Origin of the sequence: Lentzea cavernae, assembly GCF_014653695.1 — a bacterium.
Lineage (GTDB): Bacteria > Actinomycetota > Actinomycetes > Mycobacteriales > Pseudonocardiaceae > Lentzea > Lentzea cavernae.
In genome coordinates this window covers 168,118-193,909 of the sequence record NZ_BNAR01000001.1, presented here as the reverse complement: position 1 = coordinate 193,909, position 25,792 = coordinate 168,118, and the positions used below count along the sequence as shown (strand labels likewise).

Sequence of the window (25,792 nt, the reverse complement as noted above, 5' to 3'; positions counted from 1 at the left end):
TCGTGAAGAATACGAGATATGGAGCCCGACCTCAGCAAGTACCGGCTCGAAGGCGACAACTCGATGTACCGGCTGCCCAGCGGACTGGTGGCGCCGGTCGTGACGCGCGGCGGCGCCGAGAACCCGGACACCGCGAACTCCGGCGGCGCGGTCCGGATCTCGGGCGTGAGCATCCAGCACACCCCGGCGACGAGGCTGTGGTTCGGCAAGGTCACCAACGAACCCGGCTACCGCTCGGTCACCCACCACCACGGCGAGGCCGAGACCGGCGGGTACGTGCTGTCCGGTCGCGCGCGGATCTACTTCGGCGAGAGGTTCGAGGACTACGTCGACATGGAGGAGGGCGACTGGGTGTTCGTGCCCCCGTTCATGCCGCACATCGAGTGCAACCTCGACCGGAACAACCCGCTCACGTGGATGACGACGCGGACGCCGGAGAACATCGTCGTGAACCTGGACGACGTGCCGGACGAGGACCTGCGCGACTGGCTGAGCCGATGACCGCCCCCGCGACGACCTCCGCGATCTTCACCGGGGCCGTCACGCTGGAGAAGGCCGAACCCGAGCACTTCGACCTCGCGTTCACCGCCGTCACCCAGCCCTGCCCGTGGCCCAAGGCGTACGGGGGAGACCTGGTCGCCGCCGCGGCGGCCGCCGCCATGCGTTCGGTGACCGACGGCAAGGCGCTGCACTCGATGCACAGCTACTTCCTGCGCCCGGCCGACATCGGCGCTCCGGTGCGCTACGAGGTGGAGCTGCTGCGCGACGGCCGCGGCTACAGCACCCGCCAGGTCCGCGGCTACCAGAACGGCAAGCCCCTCTACGTCGCACTCGCGAACTTCGCCGCGGGCGAGCCGAGCGGCACGTACGAGGCCGAGTTCACCGACGACCTGCCCGGTCCCGACACGATCCCCAGCTCCCAGGACTTCCTCGCCGGACGCACCGGCGGCACGATGACCGACGAGTCGAAGGCGTACTGGTCGGGCGGCCGCAGCTTCGACATGCGGCACGTGCCCGGCCCCGTCTACCTCGCCGTCGAAGGGGAGAAGGTCCCGCACCAGGCCGTGTGGATCAAACCGTTCGACCCGCTGCGCCCGGTCGACGGGCTGACCGACGCCCAGCGCGACCTCGCCGCGCTGGCCTACGTCTGCGACTACACGATCCTCGAACCGATCCTGCGCGTGCTCGACCTTCCGTGGGCGCGCCCGGGACTCGTCACCGCGAGCCTCGACCACGCGATGTGGTTCCACCGCGAGGGGCCGGTCGACGACTGGCTGCTCTACGTGCAGGAGGCCGTCGCCGCCGGCTCGGGCCGGGGCCTCGGGTACGGCCGCTTCTTCACCCGCGATGGCCGCCACCTCGCCACCGCCGCCCAGGAGGGCATGATCCGCGCTTCCTGACCCGCCGCCCGCGGAAGGACTCACCGATGGACACCTTCGCTCGCGATCACCTACCTCCCTCGGCGCTGTGGCCGGCGATCGAGTTCACGACGCCGGACCTGCGGTACCCGGACAGGCTCAACGCCGCCACCGAGCTGATCGACGTTCCGGTGGCGCGGTTCGGTCCTGACCGCCCGGCACTGCGCACGCCGGAGGGGGAGGTCTGGTCCTACGGCGAGCTGCTCACGCACGCCAACCAGGTGGCCCAGGTGCTCTCCGAAGACCTCGGTCTCGTTCCAGGGCAACGGGTTCTGCTCCGGTCGCCCAACAACCCGTGGACCGTGGCGGCGTGGCTCGGCGTCCTGAAGGCGGGTGGTGTCGTGGTGACGACCATGGCCGCGTTGCGCGCCCGCGAACTCGCCCCGGTCATCGAGCGCACCCGTCCGTCGCTCGCGCTGGCGGACCGGCGGTTCGCCGACGAGGTCCGCGCCCTGCTGCCCGTCGTCGACCACGACGACCTCGCCGCACGCGCCGCGACCAAGGCGGGGGAGTTCACCGCCGTGGACACCGCCGCGGACGACGTGGCCCTGCTCGCGCCGACGTCCGGCAGCACCGGCTCACCCAAGATCACCGCGCACTTCCACCGCGATGTCCTGTCCATCGACAACACCTTCGGCCGGCACGTGCTCAAGTTGAACGCCGACGACCTGGTCGCCTGCACGGCCCCGTTCGCCTTCACGTTCGGCCTCGGCATGCTCGTCGTGTTCCCGCTCAGGGCGGGTGCCTGCGCGCTGCTGACCGAGGCCGCCACGCCCGCCCAGGTCGCGGAGTTCGTGCAGCAGCAAGGAGTCACGGTCCTCGCGACGGCACCGACGGCGTACAAGGCGATCCTGCGCGACGGCATTGAGGCGAAGCTGAGCGGTCTGCGCACCGCCGTCTCGGCCGGCGAGCACATCCCCCTCGAGACGTGGCAACGGCTGCACGACCGGCTCGGGCTCCGCGTGATCGACGGGATCGGCGCCACGGAACTGCTGCACATCTTCATCTCCGCCGCGGGCGACGACATCCGGCCGGGCTCCACCGGCAAACCGGTGCCCGGCTACCGCGCGACCGTGCTCGGTGCCGGCGGCGAGGAACTCGGGCCGGGGGAGGTCGGACGGCTGGGCGTGATCGGCCCTGTCGGCTGCCGCTACCTCGACGACGAGCGGCAGAAGGACTACGTGGTGGGCGGCTGGAACGTCACCGGCGACGTCTTCCACCGCGACGAGGACGGCTACTTCCACTACCACGCCCGCAGCGACCACATGATCGTCTCCTCCGGCTACAACATCGGCGGCCCCGAGGTGGAGGAGGCCATCGACACCCACCCGGACGTGCTGGAGTCCGCCGTCGTGGCCAAGCCCGACGACGAACGCGGCTCGGTCGTCTGCGCCTTCGTGGTGCTGCGCGAGGGCGTGCCCGCGGACGACGGGAAGGCCAGGGAGATCCAGGACCACGTCAAGCGGACCATCGCGCCCTACAAGTACCCGCGCGAGGTGCGGTTCCGGACCTCGTTGCCCCGCAACGCGAGCGGCAAGCTGCAGCGCTTCGCGCTCCGCGAGATCGTCGAGGAGGAGGTGCCGCGATGAGGATCGCCGTCGTCGGTGGTGGCCCCGCCGGCCTGTACTTCGCCGCGCTGATGAAACAGCTCGACCCGTCGCATGACGTCACCATCTGGGAACGCGACGCTCCGGACGTCACGTTCGGCTTCGGCGTGGTGTTCTCCGACGAGACGCTCGGCGGGATCGAGAACGCCGACCCGGAGTTCGCCGGCGCCATGGCACGGCGGTTCGCGCGGTGGACGGACATCGACGTCCACCACCGCGGCGAGAGCCACACGGTGGGCGGTCAGGGGTTCGCCGCGATGAGCCGCAAGGAGCTGCTCGCCCTGCTGCAACGGCGCTGCCGCGATCTGGGCGTGGTCGTGCACTTCTCGACGCCCGCGCCCGCCACCGAGCTCCTGCGGTCGGACCACGACCTGGTCGTCGGCGCGGACGGCGTCAACTCCCTCGTGCGGCAGTCGTTCGCGGACGTCTTCCGCTCCACTGTGGACCACAGGCGCAACAAGTACATGTGGCTGGGCACGGACCGCGTCTTCGAGGCGTTCCAGTTCTTCATCAAGGAGACGCGGTGGGGGACCATGCAGGTCCACGGCTACCCGTACTCCGACACGGGTTCGACGTTCATCGTCGAGATGCACGAGGACGTGTGGCGCCGCGCCGGGTTCGACACCGGGGAGCAGTTCCCGCCGGGCGCCTCGGACGAACGCGCCGTCGACCGCATCCGCGAGCTGTTCGCGGAGGAGCTCGACGGCCACGAGGTGTTCGCCAACAACTCGAAGTGGCTCAGCTTCGCCACCGTGCGCAACGAACGCTGGCACCACGGCAACCTGGTGCTGGTCGGCGACGCCGCGCACACCGCGCACTTCTCCATCGGCTCGGGCACCAAGCTCGCGATGGAGGACTCGCTGGCCCTCGCCGCGTGCCTGCACGAACACCACGACGTCGAAGCCGCGCTGACGGCCTACGAGGTCGAACGGCGCCCGGTCGTCGAGTCCACGCAACGAGCCGCGCAGGCGTCCCTGGAGTGGTTCGAGAACATCGGCATGTACGCGGACCAGGAGCCGACCCGGTTCTGCTTCAACCTGCTCACGCGCTCGCGCCGGATCACCTACGACAACCTCCGCACCCGCGATCGTGAGTTCGCCGACCGCGTCGACGCCGCCTTCGCCGCCTCCCAGGGCCTGCGGACGGTCGCGCCGGCGATGTTCCAGCCGTTCCGGCTGGGGCGGCTCGAGCTCAAGAACCGCGTGATCGTCTCGGCGATGGACATGTACTCCGCGACCGGCGGCGTTCCGGGCGACTTCCACCTCGTCCACCTCGGCTCGAAGGCCATGGGCGGGGCGGGACTGGTGATGACCGAGATGGTCTGCGTCTCGCCGGAAGGACGCATCACGCCCGGCTGCACCGGCCTGTGGACGGACGAACAGCGCGACTCGTGGGCACGCATCGTGGCGTTCGCGCACGAGCGGAGCACCGCCCGCATCGGCCTGCAGCTGGGCCATTCCGGCCGCAAGGGCTCCACGCGCCTGATGTGGGAGGGCATGGACGAACCACTGGCCGAGGGAGGCTGGGACGTCGTCGGCCCGTCACCGCTGCCGTACGGCCCCGGCTCGCCCGTTCCCTCCGAACTCGGGCGCCAGGAGCTGGACCGGATCACCGGCGAGTTCGTCGCCGCCGCTCGCCGAGGGGCCGAGGCGGGCTTCGACCTGCTCGAACTGCACTGCGCGCACGGCTACCTGCTTTCGTCGTTCCTCTCGCCGATCGCGAACCAGCGCACCGACGAGTACGGCGGCACCCTGACCAACCGGCTGCGGTTCCCCCTGCAGGTGTTCGACGCCGTCCGCGCGGTGTGGCCGGCCGAGCGGCCGATGATCGTGCGCATCTCCGCCACGGACTGGGTCGACGGCGGCAACACCGAGCACGACGCCGTGGAGATCGCCCGCGCGTTCGTCGCTCACGGCGCGGACGCGATCGACGTCTCGACCGGTCAGGTCACGGCCGACGAGCGCCCGGCCTACGGTCGCAGCTACCAGACCCCGTTCGCCGACCGGATCCGCCACGAGGTCCAGGGTGCGGCCGTGATCGCGGTCGGCGCCATCGCCTCCTACGACGACGTGAACTCCATCCTGCTGGCGGGCCGCGCCGATCTCTGCGCGCTCGGGCGCACGCACCTCTACGACCCGCACTGGACCCTGCACGCGGCCGCGGAGCAGGACCACCGGGCCGAGTGGCCCGTCCAGTACCGCGCCGGCAGCCGCAAGCCGCCGTCCGCGCGCACCGACGCCGTACGGCCGCGGTTGTCCCTTCTCCGATCCGATCCGCCGGACCGCGACGTGCACGTGCGCTGGACCCCGCACCGCGAGCATTCGGTTCTCGGATAGGCACTTCAGCGCGTTCAGGTGAAAGTTGATTCGGCAATGAATTGGAATTCCTTGTCCGGTCACATGGTCCGTGCAACCGCATTGGTCTGATGGGGCAGACATCCCGTGCACGCGGGTGAGGGGGTGTTTCGAGCACGGCGGACGGTCCTAGCGTCGGCGGTCAGTTCCCGAACCCACCGCCGCTGAAGGGACCTCTCTCGTGCGAAGACGTTTGCCGGCAATGGTGCTCGCGGGCGTGCTCGCCGGCGCCACCCTCACCGCCGCCGTACCGGTGGTCGCCCAGCCACCCGTTTCCACGCTCACCAAGTCCGTGCAGGGCGTGTCCGATCCCGCCTCCCACGGCGACACGGCCACCTGGGTCGTGTCCTACGACAGCGGCGCCAACGGCGCCGCCACCATCACCGACCCGATCGGCGCCGGCCAGAGCTACCTGCAGGGTTCGCTGCAGGTGCCGCCGGGCTGGACGGGCACCGAGGGGAACCCGCTCAGCGCCACGAACCCCGGCGTGCGCAACGGCGGCAAGGCCCTGTCCACCCTGCTCACGCCACCCGTCCAGGCCAGCGCGGCCTTCACCGGCGGCGACGGGTTCATCCCGATCCTGCACCGCACGCCGGCCGGTCGCCTGCAGGCGTGGAACATCTACCACCACTCGATCGCCCAGGCCAGGAAGCTGGTGTGCACGGACGTCACGACGAACGCACCGTGTCCCGGTGGTCCGTGGCCGAAGCCGCTCAACACGGCGCCCGGTCCGTTCGGGACGGGCGACACCGGCAACATCGCCAGTCCCATGGCGCCGCAGTACGTCCGCGACTCGGCCAACTCCGCCCGCGTGTACTACTCGGCCACCACCGCGTCCTCGGTCGGCGTCGCCTGCCTCGACCTGGCCGCGCCCGGCAACTGCGGCTACTGGCCGTTGATGAACCGGTCCGCGCAGACGTTCGAGATGGCGGGACTCGTGCAGATCGGCGGCAACCTCTACGGTGTCGCGAACTCCGGCCACGTGCTCTGCTGGACGCCCTCGTCGCAGACCGCGTGCGGTGGCCAGCCCTACGCGCCGATCGTGCCGTTCACCAACCACGGCACCTATTACCTCGGCGCGCTGGCCGTCGCCGGGGGCAAGCTGTTCGCCTCGTCGTCGATGATGAGCGGCACCAACCCGGTGATGGGCTGCTTCGACCCCGGTGCCGCGGGCGTGTGCGCGGGCTGGCCGGCGCCGAAGTCGCTCGGGCCGGTGAACAACCACACCTACAACGCCTACACCTCCTACAGCACAACGGGTCAGGAGACCGGTGCGTGTGCGAGCACGGCCGGCGCCTTCAACGTCACCACGTGCTACGCCATCGACGGCTCGTCGCTGCCCGCACCCGCCGCCGTGGCGAGCCTGGAGAGCATGAGCCTGGTGTTCACGCCGGAGGTCGTCCGCACCGGTGACCGCGTCCGGAGCTACTACGGCATCTGGGGCGGCCCGTACGCGGGAGTGACGGCCTGCCACGACTGGAGCACGGGAACCGCCTGCCCCGGCATGCCGTTGCGCGTCTCCCACCCGAACGTCAACGGTGGTGTGACAAGAGATTACGGCTACGCCTACGACGCTCCCACCGGCTGCCTGCTCGGGCTGGGAGACGCCCAGGTGCTGTTCTCACTGGATCCTGACACGGGGGCGTCGCCGTGCGTACGCAGTGGCGCCTCCGTGTCGCTCAACCCCTCGCAGTTCTACTGCGACGGCAAACCGCACGCCACCACCTACACCAAGGCGCGACTCGTCGGCATGACACCGGCGAACGTGAACTTCGGCGCGTCGACCGTGAAGGCCGTGGACGGCGGCGGAAACCCGGTCGTCACACCGGGGTTCGCCTCCGACGGCACGGTCGACCTGGCCGGCGTCACGGCCTCCTCGCTGACCCTGACGGCGTCGATCGTGCTGAACAACGCCGCGGACTTCGGCGGAGGAAACCAGCCGTCGCTGGCCGTGGAGTTCAACGGCGACGCACCGCAGATGTGCTTCCGCACGGCCATCTCCGCGGAGTGCCCGGTCACCTCCGTCGCGAACACCGCGAACGGGACGGACGCGACCGGCGCCATCACGTCCAACACGGTGACGCGCCAGGTCGCACCCGGCTCGGCGTGCATGCCGAACGTGGTGGTGAACAAGGAGATCTGCGGCTCGTACACGCCCGCGAACTGCAAGGCGGGCGGCGCCGGACCGTGGGTGAAGCAGGCACCCGTGGGTGTTCTCGGGCTGCTGAACGCGACCGCGTACTGGCGGGTCACCGTGACGAACAACGGCCCGATCCCCGTCGGGGACGCCTACGTGGTCGACGAGGTGGAGCCGAACTGCCAGACCGGACCGTTCACGTTGCAACCCGGTGAGTCCAAAGTGGTGCATTGCTCGACCTACGCACTGCTGGCGCTGTTCCCCTTGACCAACAAGGCGAAGGCGAAGTACACACCGGTCAACGCGACCAGGACGTACACCGACTGGTCGTCCGCGAAGGCGTGTTCGCTGCTCTGCGTGCTGTAGGTCGTTCGTGGAGGAGCATCAGCCGTACTCGGCCAGGTAGGTCAGGACGGCCAGCACCCGGCGGTGCTCCTCCACGTTGGCGGCCAGCCCCAGCTTGGCCATGATGCTGCCGACGTGGGTCTCGACGGTGCGCTCGGTGAGCCAGAGCCTCCGAGCGATCCCGACGTTCGTGCAGCCCTCCGCCATCAGCCCGAGCACCTCGCGTTCGCGCGGGGTGAGCGCGCTGGTGGCGGGTCTGCCCAGCAGCCTGCCCACCACCTCGGGGTCGAGGGCGGACCCACCGGCGGCGACGCGGGCGATCGACTCCAGGAAGTCGTCGACCTCGAGCACGCGGTCCTTGAGCAGGTACCCGAAACCGCCCTGGCTGACGAGGTCGACGGAGTGCCGCGTCTCGACGTGCTGGGACAGCAGCAGGATGGCGACATCCGGCTGCGCGGAACGGATCCGGCGGGCAGCCCTCGCGCCGTCGTCGGTCAGGTCCGGAGGCATCCGGACGTCCACGATGGCCAGTTCGGGCTTCTCCCGCGCCACCACCGTCACGAGCGTCTCGGCGTCGGCCGCGCGGCCCACCACGTCGTGTCCCGCGTGGGACAGCAGGCTCGCGAGACCTTCCCGGAACAGCGTCGAGTCCTCCCCGATCACGATGCGCACGGCAGCACCGCCTGGATGGTCGTGCCGGCGCCCGGCCGGCTGTGCAGCCGCAGCGACCCGCCCAGCGCGGCGACCCGGTCGGCCAGACCGGCCAGTCCGGAACCGCTCCCCGGATCGGCGCCGCCGCAGCCGTCGTCCTTCACCCACACGTTGACCTCGTCGGCCTGCTGCGTGACGCGGACGGTGATCGCGCTGGCGTGCGCGTGCTTGGCGGCGTTGGTGATGGCCTCGGCGGCGACGTAGTAGGCGGTGATCGCGATGTCGTCCGCCAGGGGTTCGGGCGAGATCTCCAGCGCCACCGGCACCGGCAGCTTCTGGGTGAGGGCGGCCAGCGCGGAGTGCAGTCCGTCGTCGAGGCTGGTGGGACGCAGGCCGTGCGCGATCTGCCGGAGCTCCGCGATGGCGGTGGCCAGTTCGGCGACGCCCTGGTCGAGCAGGGAGTGCACGTCGACCTCGCCGGAGGGCAGCCGGCGCTGCGCGAGCCGCATCGCCATGCCCAGCGACACGAGCCGCTGCTGGGCCCCGTCGTGCAGGTCGCGTTCGAGCCGGTGCCGTTCGGCGTCGCCCGCCTGGACGATCCGCGTGCGGCTGGCCTCCACCTCCCGCAGTGCGTGGGCGAGCTCCCCGCGCAGGCGCGCCACCTCCACCAGGCTCGCGGCCGCCGCGGCGACGACCTCGAGCACCGCCGGGGTGGTGCCGGACGAGGCGAGCACGCCGATCTGCGTGCCCCCGAGGGTGATCGGGACCAGCCCGGTGCCGGCCACCGGTGCGCCGTCGCCGTCGATGAAGCCCGTCGACACCGGGAGGAGCAGCCCGACCCGGAGAGCGGGATCCTTGAGCGCCGTGCGCAGGGTCGCTTCGAGCTCTTCCGGTTGTGCGGCTTGGGTGTGCACGCGGCGTTGCAGGTCCTCGATGGCGAGCAACGCGGCCCTCGTGCGGGGGAAGAGCCGCCGGTCCACCGCGCGCTGCAGGCGCCGGCGGACCGGCGTGAGCAGCACCGCGCAGACCGCGGTCGCACCGGCCGCGGCGACGGGGGAGCCCCGCCCCGCGACGAGGCCGAGGGCGAGCGCCGACACCGCGTACGCCCCGACGAGGACGAGCAGGACGATCGTGTAGCTGATGGTGTCGGCCAGCACGCGGTCGACGTCGTAGAGGTCGTGGCGGAGCATGGCGACACCGACGGAGCAGAACAGCGCGACGATCGTCACGACACCGAACACCGTTGCCACGACACCACTTCGGCCGGTCACGACGATCTCGGCCAGGCACACCACCGGGTACGCCGTCACAGCCAGCCCGGCGAACGCGAGCCACTTCAGCTGAGCCCTCTCGACCCCCTTCGTCTTGCGGTACCGCGTCGCCAGGGAGACCCCGGCGGCGAGCAGCGTCAGGACCAGCCCGATGTTCACCACGTAACTCAGGACGTGGACCAGGTCGGACGGCGGACCCCACGGGTGGGCCAGTCCCTCCATCGGCTCGGTGAACGGCTCCCGCGGCGTCGCGCCGAACGCTTGCTGCGCCACGGCGAGGACGACGATGAGGGGCGGCAACCCCGACCAGCGCCGGCCGGGCAGCGCACCGTTCGGGAAGTGCAGGAGCAGCAGCGCCACGGCGGCCAGGAGCCACCAGCCGCTCTCGTTGAGCAGCGCGACGACTCGGGAGTCCAGCGGCACCGACGCCGGATCATCGAGCCAGGCCCGGTAGTAGACGTCGCGGGCGGCCAGGAAGACCACGATCGCCCCGACCCAGGCGAGGAGCGGGCCGACGGGGTTGGCGCGCACCCGGAACTCGATCGTGACGCCGAGCGCGGCCATGGCCAGTCCGAGGGTGGCGAGTCCTACGAAAGCCGCGGGTGGTTGGTTCGGGTGGCCCGGCGCGGGGAACAGGAGCCAGGCGCCGCCCGCCGCCAGGGCGGCGGAGACGCCCAGGAGACCCAGCGCTGCCGGTCGGGGCCATCTCATCGGCCCAGGGTAAGGCCGGTGTGACGGGCTGGCCTCCGTGTCAGCACGGAGAAGGGGTCCGGGGTCGGTACCGATGTGGCCGGCACGTCCTGGGCGGTTGTATGGAGTCGTTCGCCGGGGTGGCCCGGCTCCACCTGAGCCCGCCGGGTTGTCCGGCACTGCTTGACCCCGCAGATTGCCTGGCACCAGCCGGATCCGGCCGGTCGTCCGGCACGACTCGACCCGCTGGTCGTCCGGCACGACCCGCCGGTTGCCCGGCTCCACTCGACCCCGCCGGCCGCCTGGCACCGGCCGACCCCGCTGGTTGCCCGGCACCGCCTGACTTCGCAAGTCGCCCGGTCCCGCCTGACCCATCGGTCGCCTGGCACCAGCCGATCCTGCGGGTCGTCTGGCTCCGCTCGACCCCGTCGGTTGCCTGGCTCCACTCGAATTCGCTGGTTGCCCGGCACCACCTGATCCGTCGGTTGCTCAGTTCCACCTGACCTTGCTGGTCATCCGGCATTCCTTGACCCGCCGGTGGGCCAGCACCACCTGGCCTCGCCGGTCGTCCGGCACCACCTGGCCTCGCCGGTCGTCCGGCACCACCTGGCCTCGCCGGTCGTCCGGCACCACCTGGCCTCGCCGGTCGTCCGGCACCACCTGACCTTGCCGGTTGCCCGGCACTACTCGACCCCCGCCGGTCGCTCGGCACCACTCGACCCCGCCAGTCGCCTCGCACCACCCGACCCTCCGGTGGGCCGGTCCCACCCGACCCCGCCAGTTGCCCCGCACCACCCGACCCCACCGAAAGGTTCGAGACCATGTCCGTCGACACCACTGCGGCACCCGACACCGCCGCACCCTCCACCCGTGCACGCCTCGCCGTCCTCGCGGTCGTTCTCGGTGCCACGTCCGTCGCCGCCGTCGCGGGCGGGCTGCTCTGGCCGGAGCCGGCGGCGGGCGGCGAGACCTACTCGTACGCCGACATCGCCTCCCGTCGCGAACTGTGGTGGGGACTGCTCACCGGCCTTGCCGCCATGCAGGTCCTCAACATCCCGTTGCAGGCGCTGGCGACGATGGTTCTCGTCCGGCGCCGTGGCAGCGCTTGGGCGACCTGGGGTGCCGGGCTCATGTGGGTCGGTGGCGGGTTGCAGGGGGCCGGGGTCGCGGGGTGGGCCGCGGCCTACTTCTTCCCGACGGACCCGTCGGTCGGGGTGGCGGCCGGTGAGGCGGTGGTGGGGGCGGCGAACGGGTCCGCGTACCTGTTCGCGTTGATGGTTCCCGGTGCGGTGTTGGTGTTGGTGGGCACGGTGTTGCAGTGCGTCGGGCTCTTCCGGTCGCGCGCGGTTCCGGGGTGGGTGCCGGTTCTGTTGCTGTTCATCGTGGTCACGTTCGTGGTGCCGGGCAACGGGCTGGCCGGTCTGCTGACGAGCGTGCCGATGGCCGCGGGTGCGATCGGTCTCGGGTACCACGCGTGGCGCGATGTTCGTTGAGCCACGCCAGCAGTGCGACGGCGACGGCGGGAGTTGCCGCCGTCGCGGTGAACGCCACGATGGCCAGCACCAGGACGAAGGCGACCGCTGCGGCGATGCGCACTTTGCCGGAGAGCAGCTTCCACGCGGCGGCCGTGCAGCCGAGGTACACCACCAGGAACATCGCGCTCGGCACGGACACCAGCGACTCCAGTTCCAGCGCACCGGCGCCCAGCAGGCCGAAGAGCACGCCGCCCGACGCGAGGATGGCGAGGTTCAGCCAGCGCGGCGGGGTGTCCGGGCTGTGGTCGACGCGTGGCGTTAGGGAGTGGGCCAGTGTCGCCGCGCCGGAGAGGTAGGCGTTGACGGTGCCTAGGGTGAGCACGACCGCGGATGCGGCTGCCAGGACCACGCCTGCCGGGCCGATGGCCAGCGCCAGCAGTTTCGCGACGGGGGTGGAGCTTCCGGCGTCCGGGCCCAGGGCTGCGACGGTCACGGCGGCGAGTGACAGGTAGAGCAGGCTCGTGACGGTCAGCGTGATCGCGACGATGCGCGGCAGCTGGTGTCGCGGGTCGGTCAGCCTCGAGGTCAGCGGTGCGGCGGCCTCCCAGCCTACGAACGACAGCATGAGCGGTGCGGCGGCCGTTCCGATCGCGGTCCAGCCGTGCGGAGCGAAGGGAGTCCAGTGTTCGGCGCGTGCCGCGAACGCCCCGCCCACGACGCTGACGGCCACCACCGCGAGGAGCAGCAGCACCAGTCCGAACTGGATGGTCGACGACGTGCGCAGGCCACGGGACGTGATCGCCAGGACAGCCAGCATGATCGCGAGGGCGATCAGGCAGGCCGTCACGCGGCCGGCGCCGGCGAGGTCCGCCACGTAACCGCCGCCGATCAGGCAGACGATCGGGGTGCCCGCCACGATCCCGGCGAGGAACGTCCACGACGTCGCGGCGGACGCCCCGCGACCGAGGCCGAGCGCGACGTACCCCCGCACTCCCGTCGCCGACGGCACGTGGATGCCGAGGGCGGCGAAGACCCAGCCGAGCAAGCCGGAGAGCACGAGCAGGGCGGCCCAGGTCAGGACCGATGCCGGACCGGCGAGGGAGGCGGTCAGGCCGGGCAGCATCAGCAGACCGGGGCCCAGCAGGGCGCCGACGTACATCGCCGCACTGCGCGACACGGTGAGCGGTGAGGACATGCCCAGAATTCTGGAGCGTCAAGCGAAGCACGCGATGCGAAGATCAGGCGCCATGGCAACCATCGGCGCAACTGGATTGCGCAAGAAGCACATCTGATCGAATACTGTGCACATGGACAGGTTCGACGCGGTCGACCGGGCGATCCTGCGCCGGCTGCAGATCGACGGCCGGGTGCCCAACAACGAGCTCGCGGAAGCGGTGCGCCTCTCGCCGTCCGCGTGCCTGCGCCGGGTCCGCGCGCTGGAGAGCGCGGGGGTCATCGCGGGCTACCGGGCCGAGCTGGACCCGGCGAAGGCGGGGCTGGGGCTCACGGTCTTCCTGGAGCTCAAGGTCAACAACCACTCGGCGGAGACCGCCCGCGAGGTGGAGGAGACGCTGCTGGGGATCCCGGCCGTGGTGGCGTGCCACCTGGTGACGGGATCCGCCGACTTCTTCGCCGAGGGCGTGCTGCCCGACCTGCCGTCGTACGAGCCGTTGCTGCTCAAGCACGTGCTGGCGATCCCGACGGTGGTCGACGTGCGCAGCTCGTTCGCCATCCGGACCATGCGGTCACGGGGTCCGCTGCCGGTCGACCAGCTGAGCTGACTCAGCTCCGGGCGAAGTCCGCGAGCGGGTCGGTGTGCCGGGGCGTCCAGCCGAGTTCCTCCCGCGCCCGCGCCGGGGTGAACCGCTGGTCCAGTGCGAACGCGTCGGCGATGGGACCCATCCGCGCGCGGGCGTCGTCGAGGGACAACGAGATGGTCCTGCCATCCAGACCGGCGCCGTGGCTGATCGCGGTGGCGATCTCGAGTGCCGTCGGGTCCACGCCGCCGACGCCGACGTACACCGCGCCTGCTCGTGCGGTGAGCGCGACGACGTACAGCTCGGCGAGATCGTCCACGTGCACGAGCGACCAGTGGTTGGTGCCGTCGCCGATGTGGGGGATCGCGCCGATCTCCTTGCCCGGCCGGGTGAAGAAGGCGTCGATCAGGCGGTTCTCCCGGCCGTACAGCAGCCCCGGCCTGATCACGACCGACCGGCCGCGCGAGAGCACCTCCTTCTCGACGTCCTCGCGCCACGCGACGAGCGGTGGCGGGTTCCAGGCGGCGTCCTCATCGGCGATGCCGTCGGTGTCGCCGTACACCCAGGTACCGCCGGTGTGGACGTACACGCCTTCGCCTGCGCCCTCCTGCATCGCGGTCGCGGCGGCCAGGTCGGCCTCGGCGCTGTCGGCCTGTGCCAGGTGGATCACGGCGTCCGCGCGGCCCGCGGCGGCGGTGAGGACGTCCAGATCGGACAGTCCACCCCTCACGGGCGTCGCGCCCGCCTCGCGCACCGCGTTCGCCGACGCGTCGGTGCGGGCGAGGGCCTCGACGACATGCCCGTGGCGCAGCAACGCGGACTGGGTGGCCTTGCCGATGTAGCCGGAGGCTCCGGTGACGAACACCTTCATGGTGAGTCCTTTCCTGTGGTGCCTCCAGCCTCGGCTTGATCCGCTGGACCGTCCAAGACCTGTCCGGTCGTCCTCGATACCCGATGGGCATCACGGTTCGGATGATGATGTAATCTGAATGTCCAGAACATCTCAGACGTGGCGGCGGGAGTGGCGATGGTGCGGCTGACTCGGGTGCAGCAGCAGGCGCGGACGCGTGCCGCGGTGCTGGCCGCGGCGCGGGAGGAGTTCGCCGAGCACGGGTTCGTGCCGGCCAAGGTCGACCGCATCGCCGAGCGCGCGGAACTGACGCGCGGCGCGGTGTACTCGAACTTCCCCAGCAAGCGGGCCCTGTACCTGGCCGTGCTGATCGACCTGGTCGAGAGGGCCGCCGAGCCGCGGGCGACGGTGTCGCCGTCCTCCCGGATCGACGCGCTGGGCGTGTTCGCGCGGGTGTGGCTCGAACGGTTGCCGCTGGTGGGCGACTCGGCGCCGGGCGGGCGGCTGCAGCTGAGGTCGCTGGACGGCGTGTTCGAGGACGAGCACGGTCCGGCCGTGCTGGCACAACTGGCGCGTCTGGAGGCGTTGCTGCTGGCCGTCGCCCTGGAGAAGGGTGCGCCGGTGCGGCGGGTGCGGGTGGCCGAGCTCGCGCTGACCGTGCTGGACGGCGCGGGCCACCAGGCCGGGACGGCACCGGGGTTCGGTGACCCGTTCGACGTGGCGCACGCGTGCCGGCACCTGGCCACGATCAACCTCGAGGACGTCTGGGCGCCGCCACACCTGCCGTACGTCGCACCGGCTTCGACCTGCTCGGACAGGTGGGTTCCGCCCCGGGACCTCGTCGACCGGATCAGTGGTGGGCGGGTCGACCTCACCGACGGGCTCGTCGTGGTGCTGGGCGCGGGCCGCCTCGGCGCGGCCGAGGAGGCCGTCCGCGCCGCGAAGCCCGGTGAGCAGGTCGTGGTGGTCGTCGTGACGGGCGACCAGGAGGAGACCGGCAGGCTCGTCCGGCTCCGGGTGGCCGATGCCGTCGGCTGCCTGCGGAGGGTCTTCGCGGCCGAGGCGTGGCAGCACGTCCGGCTGGTGCTCGACGACGAGGCGCTGGTGGCGTCGGCGATCGGCCTCACCGCTGTCGGCGACGACACCGAGGCGGCGGTCAGCGTGCGCGGCGGCGTGATCGTCGCCCGTGCTCACGGACGCGGCGCCGGCCACGCGGCCGGAGCGCGCAGGCGGGAGGCAATGCCGTGAACCTGGTGGTACTGCACGCTCTGCGTTGCGTAGGCAGCACCGGACTCACCCGCGTGGCGTCGTTCACGGGGCTGACGGAGTCCGAAGTGGAGTCCGAGCTGATCGACCTCGCCGTCGCCGGCCTCGTCACGCACGACAGGCATTTCGGCGGGTGGTCGCTGACCGAGTCCGGCCGCGCCGCGGACGCGTCCGGGACCAAGGCCGAACTGGAGACGGCCGGCACCCGCCCCGCGCTGGCCGAGGCGTTCGACGAGTTCCTCGTGCTCAACCCCGAACTGCTCGACCTGTGCACGGCCTGGCAGATGCGGTCGGTCGACGGCGTCACGACCGTCAACGACCACAGCGACACCGCCTACGACGCCCGCGTTCTCGCGTTGTTCACCGACCTCCACACCCGCGCGCTGGTCGTCATCGCCGCCCTGGCCGCCGCCGCACCTCGGTTCGCCCGCTACGAACCACGCCTGACCTCCGCCCTGACCCGGGCACGCGCGGGTGAGTTGGCCTGCCTGGCCGACAGCATGGACTCCTTCCACACGATCTGGGCGGAGCTGCACGAGGACCTCCTCGCGACGCTGGGGATCGCGCGATGGGGTGGGTGAGGCACCTCTCCGCCACGCTGCCGGACCCACCGGAAGTGTTAGGAGGCAAGGCTCACGGCCTCGTGCTGCTCCACCGCCTGGGCCTGCCGGTACCGGCAGGTGTCGTCGTCATCACCGACGCCTGCCGTGCGTTCCTGGCCGACGGCACACTCCCGGACGGCCTCACCGACGAACTCGCCACTGCTGTCGAGACCCTGGGTGCGTCGATGGTCTCGGTCCGCTCCGGCGCGGCCGTCTCGATGCCCGGCATGATGGACACGGTCCTCAACGTCCGCCCCACCCCCGGGACGCTGGCCGAGGCCCTGAAGTCGGTCTTCTCGTCCTGGAACACCCCGCGCGCCCGCACCTACCGAACCCTCCACGGCATCCCGCACGACCTGGGCACGGCCGTCGTCGTGCAACGGATGGTGTTCGGGGACCGCGACTCCCGCAGCGGCTCCGGCGTGGCGTTCAGCCACGACCCGAACACGGGGGAGAAGGTGCCGTTCGGCGAGGTCCTCTTCGGACACCAGGGCTCCGAGGTCGTCTCCGGCCGCGCCCTGACGCTCCCTCTGCGCGAACTCGACCGCGAACCCGGGGTGTGGCAGGGCCTGCAAGACGCACTCGTACGAGTGGAACAGCACTACCGCGACGCCTGCTACGTCGAGTTCACCTACGAGTCGGGCACGCTGTGGCTGCTGCAGGTGCGCCCCGGCAAGTTCACCGGCGCCGCCGCCGTCCGCCTGGCCACCGACCTGGCCGACGAGGGCGCGATCACCCGCGCCGAAGCACTCCTGCGCGTCGCGCCTCACCACCTCCAGCACGTCCGCACACCCCGGATCACTCCGGATGCCGACGCCATCGCACGTGGCCTCGGCGTCTGCCCCGGCGTCGCCGCGGGCCGGGTGGCCGTCACGGCGGACGAGGCCGTGCGCCTCGCGGTTCACGGCCCGGTCGTGCTGGTGCGGCCGGAGACGTCGCCGGACGACATCCGCGGCCTGGCGGCGGCCACCGGCATCGTCACGGCACGCGGCGGTCCGGCCAGTCACGCCGCGGTCGTGGCGCGGTCCATGGGCAAACCCGCGGTGGTGGGCGTGGCGGACCTCGTGGTGGGGGCCGACTCGGTGACCTTGGGCGGCAGGGAGGTCGAGGTGGGTGCGATGGTCACCATCGACGGGACCAGCGGGGTCGTCGTCCTCGGCACGCCGCCCGTCGTCACGGGTGGAGCCGATGCCCACCTGCGCCGGTTGCTCGAATGGGCGGACGAGGTGTCGGGGGATCGTTCCGGACGCGGGGAGGCCGAGCGCCTTGCCGCGGCGCGGGCCGTGTTGGGCGGCGGTACCGGCCGTTCCGCGGCGGAGTGACCAGCGGGCTGAGGCGACGGCGCGTCCGTCAGGGTCGGCTGCCCGGCCCGAAGCCCGTCCAGCGCAACTCCTCCGGCAGGTGGCTCATGTCGTTGTACACCAACAAGGACGGCGGCGTCCCCTCGCGGAACTGAAGCGCCGTCAGCCCGGTATTGCCACAGCTCATCGCCAGCCAGCGATCCGGCGGCGCCCCGAGCGCGTGACGCACCAGCCAGGCAACCGGATAGGCGTGGGTGACCAGCACCTCGTGCGACTCGGCCGCCACTGGACGCGCGAAGCGGTCGGTCAGGGCTTCTGCCAGACGGGCGCCCGCAGCCGCCTCCGCCGCGTCGTAACCGTCGAAGAACCCGGCCCACGCAGGCGGGGGATCAGCCGGAACGTGCGGGACGTGGTCCACGAGCTCGGCCGCCTCGTCCACCAGCACCCCCGGCAGGTGCTCCCCGAGGATCTCGGCGGTGCGTACCGCCCTGGGCAGGGGCGAGTGCCACACGACGTCGACGGGGGAGCGGGCCAGCCGCTCGCCCAGCAGGTGGGCCTGGCGCTCGCCGGTGCTGGTCAAGGTGCCGAACGGGTCTGCCGCGCCGTGGCGCACCACGTAGAGGTGCCTGGTCGCCATCTCACCTGCCTTCGCTGAACATCCGGATGTTATCAACATCCGAGTTGGGATAGGCAAGTCGAATGCGCTGCGTCGGACGGGTGAACTCCGGACCACTCGTCATGCACCGGGCGCCCGGTCGTTTGACCATGACTGAGTTGTGGTTGTAGCAACACAGAAATTCCAGGTGCGGGGGCACAGTCGGGGTCGACTGCGAAGGAAGGCAGGGAGTCGATGCACCGGCTCGACGACGTTCAGGCCAGGGAACTGACCCTGGCCGCGGTGGGTGCGATCAACAGGAGCGACCACCCGTGGTCCATCGAGGCCGTGCGGTGCCTGGCATCGGACGAGCGGACGAGGGTGGTCGCGATCGACACGTGTGCGGCGATCCTCCTGCGCGGTGTTCCGCGCGGGTCGCTGCAGCCGTCCGCCCGCATCCCGGTGTCCGTGCCGGCGGGCGGGGACAAGGCCAGCGCGCGGGCGGCCGAGGTGGCCTCGGACGTGCTGAGCGCCTTGGCGAGCGGTGACGACCAGCGGGTCGGTCTGATCCTGGCGAGGTTGACGGAGGACGAGCAGTCCGACGCGGTGCTCGTGCTCGTGCGCGGTGCGGCCGCGTGGATCGACGCGTACGTGGGCATCGACGGCGACACCGTGGACGCTTATTACGCGGTCGCCAAGTCGGGTACGACCTGACGGCCGTTGTGCAGAGTCACCGCACCGCCCATACCGTTTTCACGGGAGGTCGGTGATGCGAAGCCAGTACGAGTACCTGGCGGTGCTGGGCGCGTGCGTGCTCGTCACGGTGCCGCTGGAGTGGATGGGACGGGGTGTATACCGCCGCGGACCGGAGTTGGCGCGTGCCATCGCACCTGTGCTCGTCGTGCTAGCGGTGTGGGATGTCGTGGCCATCCTGCGTGGACACTGGAGCTTTCACCCCGAGGCGACCACCGGGGTGGTGATCGGCGGGGTGCTGCCGATCGAGGAAGTCCTGTTCTTCGTGGCGATCCCGCTCTGCGCCGTGCTGACCTACGAGGCCGTGCGCGAGCGTTCGAAACGATGGTCGCGCGATGGTTGAGTACTCGCTCGCCGCGATGACGGCGGTCGTCGTCGTGCTGTCGCTGGAGTTCTGGTTGCTGCGCACGGGCCTGTTCAAGCGGCCCGCCTACTGGGTGACGATGGCGATCGTGCTCGGGTTCCAGGTGCCGGTGGACGGGTGGCTGACGAAGCTGGACGAGCCGATCGTGCTCTACGCGGACTGGGCGATCAGCGGTGTGCGGGTGCCTTGGGACATCCCCGTGGAGGACTTCCTCTACGGGTTCGCCATGGTCACCGCCGTGTTGTTGTTGTGGGAACGAGGAAGGCTGGCTCGTGAACAAGCTTGAGGTACCGGGGAAGTTCGACCGAGCCGCTCGCGGCTACGACTTCCTCGTCGGGCTCAACCCCGGCTACCACCAGGCGCTGCGCCTGTCGGCGAGAGCGCTCGGCCTGCGCCCCGGCATGCGGGTGCTCGACCTCGGCTGCGGCACCGGTGCCTCCACCGCCGCGCTGGTCACGGCCGCGCCCGGCGTGGAGATCGTCGCCGTGGACGCCTCGGCGGGCATGATCGCGCGGGCACGGGAGAAGCGCTGGCCCGACACGGTCAGGTTCGTGCACAGCCGGGCCGAGGACGTGGACGAGGGGCAGTTCGACGCGGTGTTCGCCGCCTACCTGGTGCGCAACCTGCCCGAGCCCGACGCCACGCTCCAGCGGATCCGCGACCTCGTCAAGCCCGGTGGAACGCTGGTGCTGCACGAGTACTCGGTGCGCGACTCGCTGGTGAGCACGGCGGTGTGGACGGCGTTGTGCGGCTTCATCGTGCCGGCCGGCTGGCTGGTCACCGGCGACCGCTCGCTGTACACCTACCTGTGGCGCAGCGTGATGGACTTCGACGGGGCCTCCGCTCTGCGGGACCGGCTGCGGCGCAACGGTTTCACCGGCGTCCGCAGCGCGCCCCTGCCCGGTCTGCAACTCGGCGTGGTGCACACCTTCCGCGGTCACGTTCCGGCACAGGAGCAGCGGTGAGGGATCGCAGGGCCGTGCGGATCCCGGCACCGGCCGGGCGTCCGCAGTTCGACGGGGACGCACCCGTGGTCGTCGTGGTGGGCGGGGGCATCGCGGGCCTCTCCGCGGCCACGCTGCTCGCCGAACGCGGCGCGCGGGTCGTGCTGTGCGAACGGGAGAAGTACCTGGGCGGGCGCGTCGGCGGCTGGAGCACCAGGCTCGCCGACGGCAGCGAGGCGACGATGACGCGCGGCTTCCACGCGTTCTTCCGCCAGTACTACAACCTGCGGGCGTTGCTGAAGCGCGTCGACCCCGCCGGACGGGCACTCACCGGCCTGCCGGACTACCCGCTGCAGCACGCCTCCGGCCACCGCGACGGCTTCGCGAACCTGCCGAAGTCCGTGCCGTGGAACGCCCTCGCGTTCCTGCGCGGCAGTCCCACGTTCCGCTGGCGCGACCTGCCCGACGTCAACGCGCGGGCGGCGTTGTCGCTGCTCGACGTGTCCGTGCCGAGGGTGTACGAGGAGCTCGACTCCATCGACGCCGCCTCCTACCTGGAGCAGATCCGCTTCCCGGAGGCCGCGCACGCCCTCGCGTTCGAGGTGTTCTCCCGCAGCTTCTTCGCGCACCCCACCCGGATGTCGGCCGCGGAGCTCGCGGTCATGTTCCACATCTACTTCCTCGGCTCCAGCGAGGGCCTGCTCTTCGACGTGGCAGCCGACCCGTTCCCGCACGGCCTGTGGGAGCCGCTGCGGCGCCATCTCACCTCGCTGGGAACGACGGTGTGCACGGGCGTCGAGGTCAGGTCCGTGCTGCCGGGCGAGGAGAAGCGCTACTCGGTCACCATCGGCGAGGGCGCGATCGAGGCGGACGCCGTGGTGCTCGCCGCGGACGTCCCCGGCCTGCGGGCGCTCGTCGGCGACTCGCCCTCGCTCGGCGACTCCGCGTGGCGCGACACCATCGGGAATTTGCAGACCGCGCCCCGGTTCCTGGTGTCGCGGTACTGGCTCGACAGGCCGGTGGACGCGGACCGGCCGGGCTTCCTCGGCACCGGTGGCCACGACCTGCTCGACAACATCAGCGTGCTCGACCACTACGAGCACGAGGCACGGGCGTGGGCCGCGCGCACCGGTGGTTCCGTGGTGGAGCTGCACGGGTACGCGCTGCCGTCCGATGTGGACGAACAGTCCGCCCGCGCCCGCCTCTGGGTGCAGCTCACCGAGGTCTACCCGGAGACCAAGCAGGCGGGCGTCGTCGACGAACGGCACGAGCTGCGCGAGGACTGCCCGCTGTTCCCCGCCGGGGGATTCGCCCGCAGGCCGCGCGTGACGACCCCGGACGAGTTCCTGGTGATGGCGGGCGACCTGGTGCGCATCGACCTGCCGGTCGCGCTCATGGAACGCGCGGCCACCACCGGGTTCGCCGCCGCCAACCACCTGCTGAGCCGCTGGGGCGTCGCGGGCACCGAGCTGTGGACCGTGCCGACCGAGGGCCGCGTCGGGCTGCTGCGCTCGGCCGCCCGTCGCTGGAGGACGTTGTGATCGTCGTGGTGGGGGCCGGTCTGGCCGGGTTGAACGCCGCACTGGAACTGGCCGCGGCGGGCGTCGAGGTCGCGGTCCTGGAGGCGTCGGACGAGGTCGGCGGCCGCGTGCGGACCGACGTCGAGGACGGCGTGCGGTTCGACCGGGGCTTCCAGATCATGCTGCCCGCCTATCCCGATCTGGAACGGCTGCGGTTGGACCCGTTCCCGTTGCGGCACTTCCGGCCCGGCGCGTTCGTGCACGACAACGGCAGGCACGACCTGCTCGCCGACCCGCGCAGCGGACCGTCCGCGTGGGACGGGTTCCTGCGCCAGCACGTCCTGGGCGCGCGTGACGTGGCGGCGGTCGCGCGGTTCTCGGCGCCGGACGCCTTCGGGCCGGTGCGGCCGTTGCTGACGCGGCCGGAACGCACGACCCGCGAGGCGTTGCGGCAACTGGGAGTCTCCGATCGCGCGGTCGAGGCGGTGTTCCGCCCGTTCCTGTCCGGCGTGTTCCTGGAACGGGAGCTGAGCACGTCGTCTAGGTTCTTCCACCTGGTGTGGCGCAGCTTCGCCCGAGGCGGCGCCGCGGTGCCCGCGCTCGGCATGGGGGAGTTGCCCAAGGCCATGGCGGAACGTCTTCCCAGGGACTCCGTCCGGTTGGAGACCGCGGTCAAGGCCGTGCACGACAACGGCGTCGACCTGGAGGACGGCGAACGGATCACCGCCGACGCGGTGGTGGTCGCGACGGACGGCACTACCGCGGCCCGCCTGCTGCCGGGCCTCGCCGAACCGCGCTGGAACGGCGTGACCACCTGGTACTTCCGCCCGCCGAGGTCCCCGTTGCGCGACGGGTGCCTGGTCGTCGACGCCAACGGCGGCCCCGTCGTGAACACGGCGGTGATGTCGGAGGTGTCGCGCCCGTACTCGCCGCACGCCCCGCTGGTGCAGGCCTCGGTGGTGGGCGAGGCCGGCGAGCAGGACGTCCGCCGGCACCTGGACCGCCTGTACGGCACGGACACCAGCCGGTGGGAGGTGCTCAAGCGCTACGACATCCCGCACGCCATCCCCTCGATGACGGCGCCGCACCGGCTGAAGCAGTCCGTCCGCGCGGGCGAACGCCGGTACGTGTGCGGCGACCACCGCGACACGAGCTCGATCCAGGGGGCGCTGCACTCGGGGCGGAGAGCCGCGCACGCCGTGCTCGCCGACCTGCGCGGTGGGCGGTGACGCTGCTGCTGTTCGGCGACCAGCTGGGGCCGCACTTCTACACCGGTCACGACGAGATCGTGCTGGTCGAGTCGGCGGCGGCGTTGCGCCGCAGGCCGTATCACCGGCAGAAGCTGCACCTGGTGCTGTCCGGCATGCGCCATCTCGCCGCCGAGTTCCCCGACCGCGTCACGCTCGTGCGCGCGAACACGTACCGCGAGGCGATCCGTGAATTGAAAGGCCCGGTGGTCGCCTACCAGCCGGGTTCCGCGGCCGCACGGCAGATGCTGGTCGAGCTCGGCGTCGAAGTGCTGCCCACGCCCGCGTTCGCGTTGTCCCGCGACGAGTTCACGGCGTGGGCGGGCCCGCGTGAGCGGTTCCTGATGGAGGACTTCTACCGCTACCAGCGCACCCGCTTCGACGTGCTGATGGAGGGCGAGAAACCGGTCGGCGGGCGGTGGAACTTCGACACCGAGAACCGCGAGCCGCCACCGAAACGCGGCCGGCTCGGCGTTCCGGCGCCGTGGTGGCCCGAAGAGGACGACATCGACGCGCAGGTGCGTGCCGACCTCGACGCGATGGACCTTCCGGCCGTGGGCCGGGACGGCCCGCGCCGCTTCGCCATCACCCGCGAAGAGGCGTTGAAGGCGCTGGAGGTCTTCCTGCGCGACCGCCTCCCGCACTTCGGCCCGCACGAGGACGCCGTCCTGACCAAGGACTGGACGATGGCGCACTCGCTGCTGTCCGTGCCGCTCAACCACGGCCTGCTGCACCCGCTGGAGGTCGTCTACGCGGCGGAGGACGCCTACCGCGGCGGCGACGCGCCGTTGGCCAGCGTCGAGGGGTTCGTCCGGCAGGTGCTCGGCTGGCGCGAGTACGTGTGGCAGCTCTACTGGCACCTCGGGCAGGACTACCGGCGCCACAACGGTTTCCGCGCCACGACCGAGCTGCCGTCGTGGTGGGCGGAGCTGCGGCCGTCGATGGTGCGCGCGGCGTGCCTACGCACGGCGTTGGAAGGCGTCCGCGACCACGGCTGGGTGCACCACATCCAGCGCCTGATGGTGCTGGGGAACCACGCGCTGCAACGGGGGTACGACCCGGCCGCGCTCAACGACTGGTTCGTCACGTCCTTCGTGGACGGTTTCCCGTGGGTGATGCCGGTGAACGTGATCGGCATGAGCCAGCACGCGGACGGCGGCGTGATCGCGACGAAGCCGTACCTCAGCGGCGGCGCCTACCTCAACCGCATGACCGACCACTGCAAGACGTGCTGGTTCGACCCGAAGCAGCGCACGGGAGAACGCGCGTGCCCGTACACCGCGGGGTACTGGGCGTGGCTCGACCGGCACGAGGCGCAGGTGAGCGGCAACCACCGCATGGCCCGCGCCGTGCAGGGCCTGCGCCGCATCTCCGAGCTGGACGAGGTGCGCGCGCAGGAACGCGACCGGGAGATCTTCTAGCGGGCGCGTTCCAGGACGATCCCGATCGCCTCGGTCAGGGACTGCGGCCGGCGCACGAACGACGGCAGCTCCAGGCCGTGCCACCCGGCGCCCGCGACCGCGACGACGGCGCCCGAGCGCGTGCCGAGCTCTTCCAGGGGAACGCGGAGCGCCAGGTCGGGCCGGTGGGCCCAGACCAGCACGACGCCGGGACGCAAGCGGTCCGCCGCGTCGCACAACGCCTCGGCGGGCACCCGTGCGCCGAGGTTGCCCCACATGCAGCCTTCTTCGGACAGCGCCGCGCCCAACGCCTCCAGCGGCAGCCAGTGCTGCTCGTCCGGCGCGCACGACAACAACGCGGATAGCGCTCCCGGACTGCTCGTGCGGGGGATCCCGCGCAGGGCGTGCAGCACGCTCCCGCTGGCGAGGTGCTCGACCTCCACACCCTGTCCGCTGCTCACGACCAGGTGGCCGAGCTCCACCAGGGCCGGGACGAACACGGTCTCCCACGCGGACACGACACCGTGGTCGGTGAGGAGCTTCGAGGCGAGGTCGGACATCATCGGCTCGTCGAGCCGTTTCGCCGCGGCCAGGAAACCGCGTTGCGCGACGAGGGCTTCCGCGGGGGTGATCGAGGTGCGCGGGCCGGCCGTGGGTGCGACGGGCTTCTGCCGCGCCAGCACCGCCGCGGCGGCCGCCGCCACGCCCTGGGCGGTCAGCACGACCATCCGGCGCAGCACTTCGACGTCCGCGTCCTCGTACCGGCGGTGGCCGCCTTCGGTGCGGATCGAGGGGCCCAGGCCGTAGCGCTGGTCCCACGTCCTGAGCGTGGTGGGGGCGATGCCGAGCATGCCGGCCACCGCTCGTGGCGTGTAGGTCACGTCCTACGAGCACGTTTCGCGAGAATCGCCCTCAACTCACTCTCCCCGAGCCCACCCCAGATGCCGAAGGTCTCCTGGACCTCCAGCGCGTGCGAGCGACATTTTTCCATGACCGGGCAACGCTGGCAGATGGCCTTGGCCGCGGCTTCGCGCTGGTCTCGCGCGGAGCCGCGTTCGTTCGGCGTGTGGAAGAAGTAGGCGCTGTCCATGCCCCGGCAGAGACCGGCGAGCTGCCAGTCCCACGACTCCGCGACGGGTTGAGGCAGACGGGACAATTCGGGCATTACGCACGTCCTCTGATGAGTCGACCTCGATGGTGGACACCATCCTAAAATCGACTCAGAAACGACGCAACTCGGGGTCT

Annotated in this window: 25 protein-coding genes; 17 read left to right on the top strand and 8 right to left on the bottom strand. The window is 71.4% G+C overall.

Annotated features, from left to right (window positions below; translation table 11 throughout):
* Positions 1-18 precede the first annotated feature (18 nt).
* The 5 genes from IE307_RS00940 (at position 19) to IE307_RS00920 (ending at position 7,882) form a co-directional block, all read left to right on the top strand.
* Positions 19-501 carry a cupin domain-containing protein gene (locus IE307_RS00940; RefSeq protein ID WP_191295516.1) on the top strand — a complete coding sequence of 161 codons (483 nt, stop codon included), beginning with the start codon at positions 19-21 and terminating at the stop codon, positions 499-501.
* Positions 498-1,400, top strand: a complete 903-nt coding sequence (locus IE307_RS00935) for an acyl-CoA thioesterase (RefSeq protein ID WP_191295515.1) — start codon at positions 498-500, stop codon at positions 1,398-1,400. The genes IE307_RS00940 and IE307_RS00935 overlap by 4 nt, the downstream gene beginning before the upstream one ends.
* Before the next feature lie 26 nt (positions 1,401-1,426).
* Positions 1,427-3,007, top strand: a complete 1,581-nt coding sequence (locus IE307_RS00930; RefSeq protein WP_191295514.1) for an AMP-binding protein — start codon at positions 1,427-1,429, stop codon at positions 3,005-3,007.
* Positions 3,004-5,361 (top strand): bifunctional salicylyl-CoA 5-hydroxylase/oxidoreductase, encoded by a 2,358-nt coding sequence (locus tag IE307_RS00925; RefSeq protein WP_191295513.1) that lies wholly within the window; start codon positions 3,004-3,006, stop codon positions 5,359-5,361. Before IE307_RS00930 ends, IE307_RS00925 begins: the two co-directional genes overlap by 4 nt.
* Positions 5,362-5,560: 199 nt before the next feature.
* Entirely contained in the window at positions 5,561-7,882 is a 2,322-nt protein-coding gene (locus tag IE307_RS00920) for a DUF7617 domain-containing protein (protein ID WP_229904259.1), read from the top strand.
* Positions 7,883-7,900: 18 nt separating this feature from the next.
* Here the strand turns inward: IE307_RS00920 and IE307_RS00915 are convergent, their stop codons facing one another.
* The 3 genes from IE307_RS00915 to IE307_RS00905 all read right to left on the bottom strand — a co-directional run bounded on the left by IE307_RS00915 (position 7,901) and on the right by IE307_RS00905 (position 11,130).
* Entirely contained in the window at positions 7,901-8,533 is a 633-nt protein-coding gene (locus IE307_RS00915; protein WP_191295512.1) for a response regulator transcription factor, read from the bottom strand.
* On the bottom strand, positions 8,521-10,494 hold the full coding sequence (locus IE307_RS00910; protein WP_191295511.1) for a sensor histidine kinase: 1,974 nt from the start codon (positions 10,492-10,494) through the stop codon (positions 8,521-8,523). Before IE307_RS00910 ends, IE307_RS00915 begins: the two co-directional genes overlap by 13 nt.
* 468 nt (positions 10,495-10,962) lie before the next feature.
* Positions 10,963-11,130, bottom strand: coding sequence for a hypothetical protein (locus IE307_RS00905; RefSeq protein ID WP_191295510.1), 168 nt, complete (start codon positions 11,128-11,130; stop codon positions 10,963-10,965).
* A 164-nt stretch (positions 11,131-11,294) separates the two neighbouring features.
* Here IE307_RS00905 and IE307_RS00900 point away from each other — a divergent pair, with 164 nt between their 5' ends.
* On the top strand, positions 11,295-11,966 hold the full coding sequence (locus IE307_RS00900; RefSeq protein WP_191295509.1) for a hypothetical protein: 672 nt from the start codon (positions 11,295-11,297) through the stop codon (positions 11,964-11,966).
* On the opposite strand, the gene IE307_RS00895 is transcribed toward IE307_RS00900, so the two are convergent.
* A complete protein-coding gene (locus IE307_RS00895) occupies positions 11,860-13,143 on the bottom strand; it encodes an APC family permease (protein WP_191295508.1) in 1,284 nt (427 codons plus the stop codon). The two genes, IE307_RS00900 and IE307_RS00895, sit on opposite strands and share 107 nt — an antisense overlap.
* Before the next feature lie 112 nt (positions 13,144-13,255).
* Here IE307_RS00895 and IE307_RS00890 point away from each other — a divergent pair, with 112 nt between their 5' ends.
* Complete coding sequence (locus IE307_RS00890; RefSeq protein WP_191295507.1) at positions 13,256-13,729, top strand: Lrp/AsnC family transcriptional regulator; 474 nt, start codon at positions 13,256-13,258, stop codon at positions 13,727-13,729.
* Position 13,730: 1 nt separating this feature from the next.
* Here IE307_RS00890 and IE307_RS00885 read toward each other — a convergent pair whose 3' ends face one another.
* Positions 13,731-14,576 carry an NAD-dependent epimerase/dehydratase family protein gene (locus IE307_RS00885; RefSeq protein WP_191295506.1) on the bottom strand — a complete coding sequence of 282 codons (846 nt, stop codon included), beginning with the start codon at positions 14,574-14,576 and terminating at the stop codon, positions 13,731-13,733.
* A gap of 138 nt (positions 14,577-14,714) precedes the next feature.
* On the opposite strand from IE307_RS00885, the gene IE307_RS00880 reads away from it, so the two are divergent.
* The 3 genes from IE307_RS00880 to IE307_RS00870 are packed head-to-tail and all read left to right on the top strand — an operon-like array spanning position 14,715 to position 17,745.
* Complete coding sequence (locus IE307_RS00880; RefSeq protein WP_308436326.1) at positions 14,715-15,803, top strand: TetR/AcrR family transcriptional regulator; 1,089 nt, start codon at positions 14,715-14,717, stop codon at positions 15,801-15,803.
* Complete coding sequence (locus tag IE307_RS00875) at positions 15,800-16,402, top strand: transcriptional regulator (RefSeq protein WP_191295505.1); 603 nt, start codon at positions 15,800-15,802, stop codon at positions 16,400-16,402. The genes IE307_RS00880 and IE307_RS00875 overlap by 4 nt, the downstream gene beginning before the upstream one ends.
* The gene (locus tag IE307_RS00870) at positions 16,390-17,745 is read left to right on the top strand and encodes a PEP/pyruvate-binding domain-containing protein (RefSeq protein WP_191295504.1); all 1,356 of its coding nucleotides are present in this window, start codon (positions 16,390-16,392) and stop codon (positions 17,743-17,745) included. The genes IE307_RS00875 and IE307_RS00870 overlap by 13 nt, the downstream gene beginning before the upstream one ends.
* A 28-nt stretch (positions 17,746-17,773) precedes the next feature.
* Here the strand turns inward: IE307_RS00870 and IE307_RS00865 are convergent, their stop codons facing one another.
* On the bottom strand, positions 17,774-18,361 hold the full coding sequence (locus tag IE307_RS00865) for a histidine phosphatase family protein (protein WP_191295503.1): 588 nt from the start codon (positions 18,359-18,361) through the stop codon (positions 17,774-17,776).
* A 213-nt stretch (positions 18,362-18,574) separates the two neighbouring features.
* Between IE307_RS00865 and IE307_RS00860 the strand changes: the two genes are divergently transcribed.
* From IE307_RS00860 to IE307_RS00830, 7 genes are read left to right on the top strand one after another with little or no spacing between them, the layout of a single operon-like run.
* On the top strand, positions 18,575-19,033 hold the full coding sequence (locus tag IE307_RS00860) for a hypothetical protein (RefSeq protein ID WP_191295502.1): 459 nt from the start codon (positions 18,575-18,577) through the stop codon (positions 19,031-19,033).
* A gap of 55 nt (positions 19,034-19,088) precedes the next feature.
* Positions 19,089-19,415: a lycopene cyclase domain-containing protein gene (locus IE307_RS00855; RefSeq protein WP_191295501.1), complete on the top strand. Its 327-nt coding sequence runs from the start codon at positions 19,089-19,091 to the stop codon at positions 19,413-19,415.
* On the top strand, positions 19,408-19,722 hold the full coding sequence (locus IE307_RS00850) for a lycopene cyclase domain-containing protein (RefSeq protein ID WP_191295500.1): 315 nt from the start codon (positions 19,408-19,410) through the stop codon (positions 19,720-19,722). The genes IE307_RS00855 and IE307_RS00850 overlap by 8 nt, the downstream gene beginning before the upstream one ends.
* Positions 19,709-20,401, top strand: coding sequence for a class I SAM-dependent methyltransferase (locus IE307_RS00845; RefSeq protein WP_191295499.1), 693 nt, complete (start codon positions 19,709-19,711; stop codon positions 20,399-20,401). The genes IE307_RS00850 and IE307_RS00845 overlap by 14 nt, the downstream gene beginning before the upstream one ends.
* The gene (locus tag IE307_RS00840) at positions 20,398-21,921 is read left to right on the top strand and encodes an FAD-dependent oxidoreductase (protein ID WP_191295498.1); all 1,524 of its coding nucleotides are present in this window, start codon (positions 20,398-20,400) and stop codon (positions 21,919-21,921) included. Before IE307_RS00845 ends, IE307_RS00840 begins: the two co-directional genes overlap by 4 nt.
* The gene (locus IE307_RS00835) at positions 21,918-23,129 is read left to right on the top strand and encodes an NAD(P)/FAD-dependent oxidoreductase (protein ID WP_229904258.1); all 1,212 of its coding nucleotides are present in this window, start codon (positions 21,918-21,920) and stop codon (positions 23,127-23,129) included. The genes IE307_RS00840 and IE307_RS00835 overlap by 4 nt, the downstream gene beginning before the upstream one ends.
* Entirely contained in the window at positions 23,126-24,568 is a 1,443-nt protein-coding gene (locus tag IE307_RS00830) for a cryptochrome/photolyase family protein (RefSeq protein WP_191295497.1), read from the top strand. Before IE307_RS00835 ends, IE307_RS00830 begins: the two co-directional genes overlap by 4 nt.
* Here IE307_RS00830 and IE307_RS00825 read toward each other — a convergent pair.
* On the bottom strand, positions 24,565-25,428 hold the full coding sequence (locus IE307_RS00825) for a MerR family transcriptional regulator (RefSeq protein WP_191295496.1): 864 nt from the start codon (positions 25,426-25,428) through the stop codon (positions 24,565-24,567). The genes IE307_RS00830 and IE307_RS00825 overlap by 4 nt on opposite strands.
* Positions 25,425-25,712: a WhiB family transcriptional regulator gene (locus IE307_RS00820; RefSeq protein WP_191295495.1), complete on the bottom strand. Its 288-nt coding sequence runs from the start codon at positions 25,710-25,712 to the stop codon at positions 25,425-25,427. Before IE307_RS00820 ends, IE307_RS00825 begins: the two co-directional genes overlap by 4 nt.
* Between the last annotated feature and the right edge of the window lie 80 nt (positions 25,713-25,792).

Bases quoted from the DNA above. Each gene is read 5' to 3' on its own strand.
- IE307_RS00940 (WP_191295516.1), top strand. From the start codon at position 19: ATGGAGCCCGACCTCAGCAAGTACCGGCTCGAAGGCGACAACTCGATG.
- IE307_RS00935 (WP_191295515.1), top strand. From the start codon at position 498: ATGACCGCCCCCGCGACGACCTCCGCGATCTTCACCGGGGCCGTCACG.
- IE307_RS00930 (WP_191295514.1), top strand. From the start codon at position 1,427: ATGGACACCTTCGCTCGCGATCACCTACCTCCCTCGGCGCTGTGGCCG.
- IE307_RS00925 (WP_191295513.1), top strand. From the start codon at position 3,004: ATGAGGATCGCCGTCGTCGGTGGTGGCCCCGCCGGCCTGTACTTCGCC.
- IE307_RS00910 (WP_191295511.1), bottom strand. From the start codon at position 10,494: ATGAGATGGCCCCGACCGGCAGCGCTGGGTCTCCTGGGCGTCTCCGCC.
- IE307_RS00900 (WP_191295509.1), top strand. From the start codon at position 11,295: ATGTCCGTCGACACCACTGCGGCACCCGACACCGCCGCACCCTCCACC.
- IE307_RS00895 (WP_191295508.1), bottom strand. From the start codon at position 13,143: ATGTCCTCACCGCTCACCGTGTCGCGCAGTGCGGCGATGTACGTCGGC.
- IE307_RS00890 (WP_191295507.1), top strand. From the start codon at position 13,256: ATGGACAGGTTCGACGCGGTCGACCGGGCGATCCTGCGCCGGCTGCAG.
- IE307_RS00885 (WP_191295506.1), bottom strand. From the start codon at position 14,576: ATGAAGGTGTTCGTCACCGGAGCCTCCGGCTACATCGGCAAGGCCACC.
- IE307_RS00870 (WP_191295504.1), top strand. From the start codon at position 16,390: ATGGGGTGGGTGAGGCACCTCTCCGCCACGCTGCCGGACCCACCGGAA.
- IE307_RS00865 (WP_191295503.1), bottom strand. From the start codon at position 18,361: ATGGCGACCAGGCACCTCTACGTGGTGCGCCACGGCGCGGCAGACCCG.
- IE307_RS00860 (WP_191295502.1), top strand. From the start codon at position 18,575: ATGCACCGGCTCGACGACGTTCAGGCCAGGGAACTGACCCTGGCCGCG.
- IE307_RS00855 (WP_191295501.1), top strand. From the start codon at position 19,089: ATGCGAAGCCAGTACGAGTACCTGGCGGTGCTGGGCGCGTGCGTGCTC.
- IE307_RS00850 (WP_191295500.1), top strand. From the start codon at position 19,408: ATGGTTGAGTACTCGCTCGCCGCGATGACGGCGGTCGTCGTCGTGCTG.
- IE307_RS00820 (WP_191295495.1), bottom strand. From the start codon at position 25,712: ATGCCCGAATTGTCCCGTCTGCCTCAACCCGTCGCGGAGTCGTGGGAC.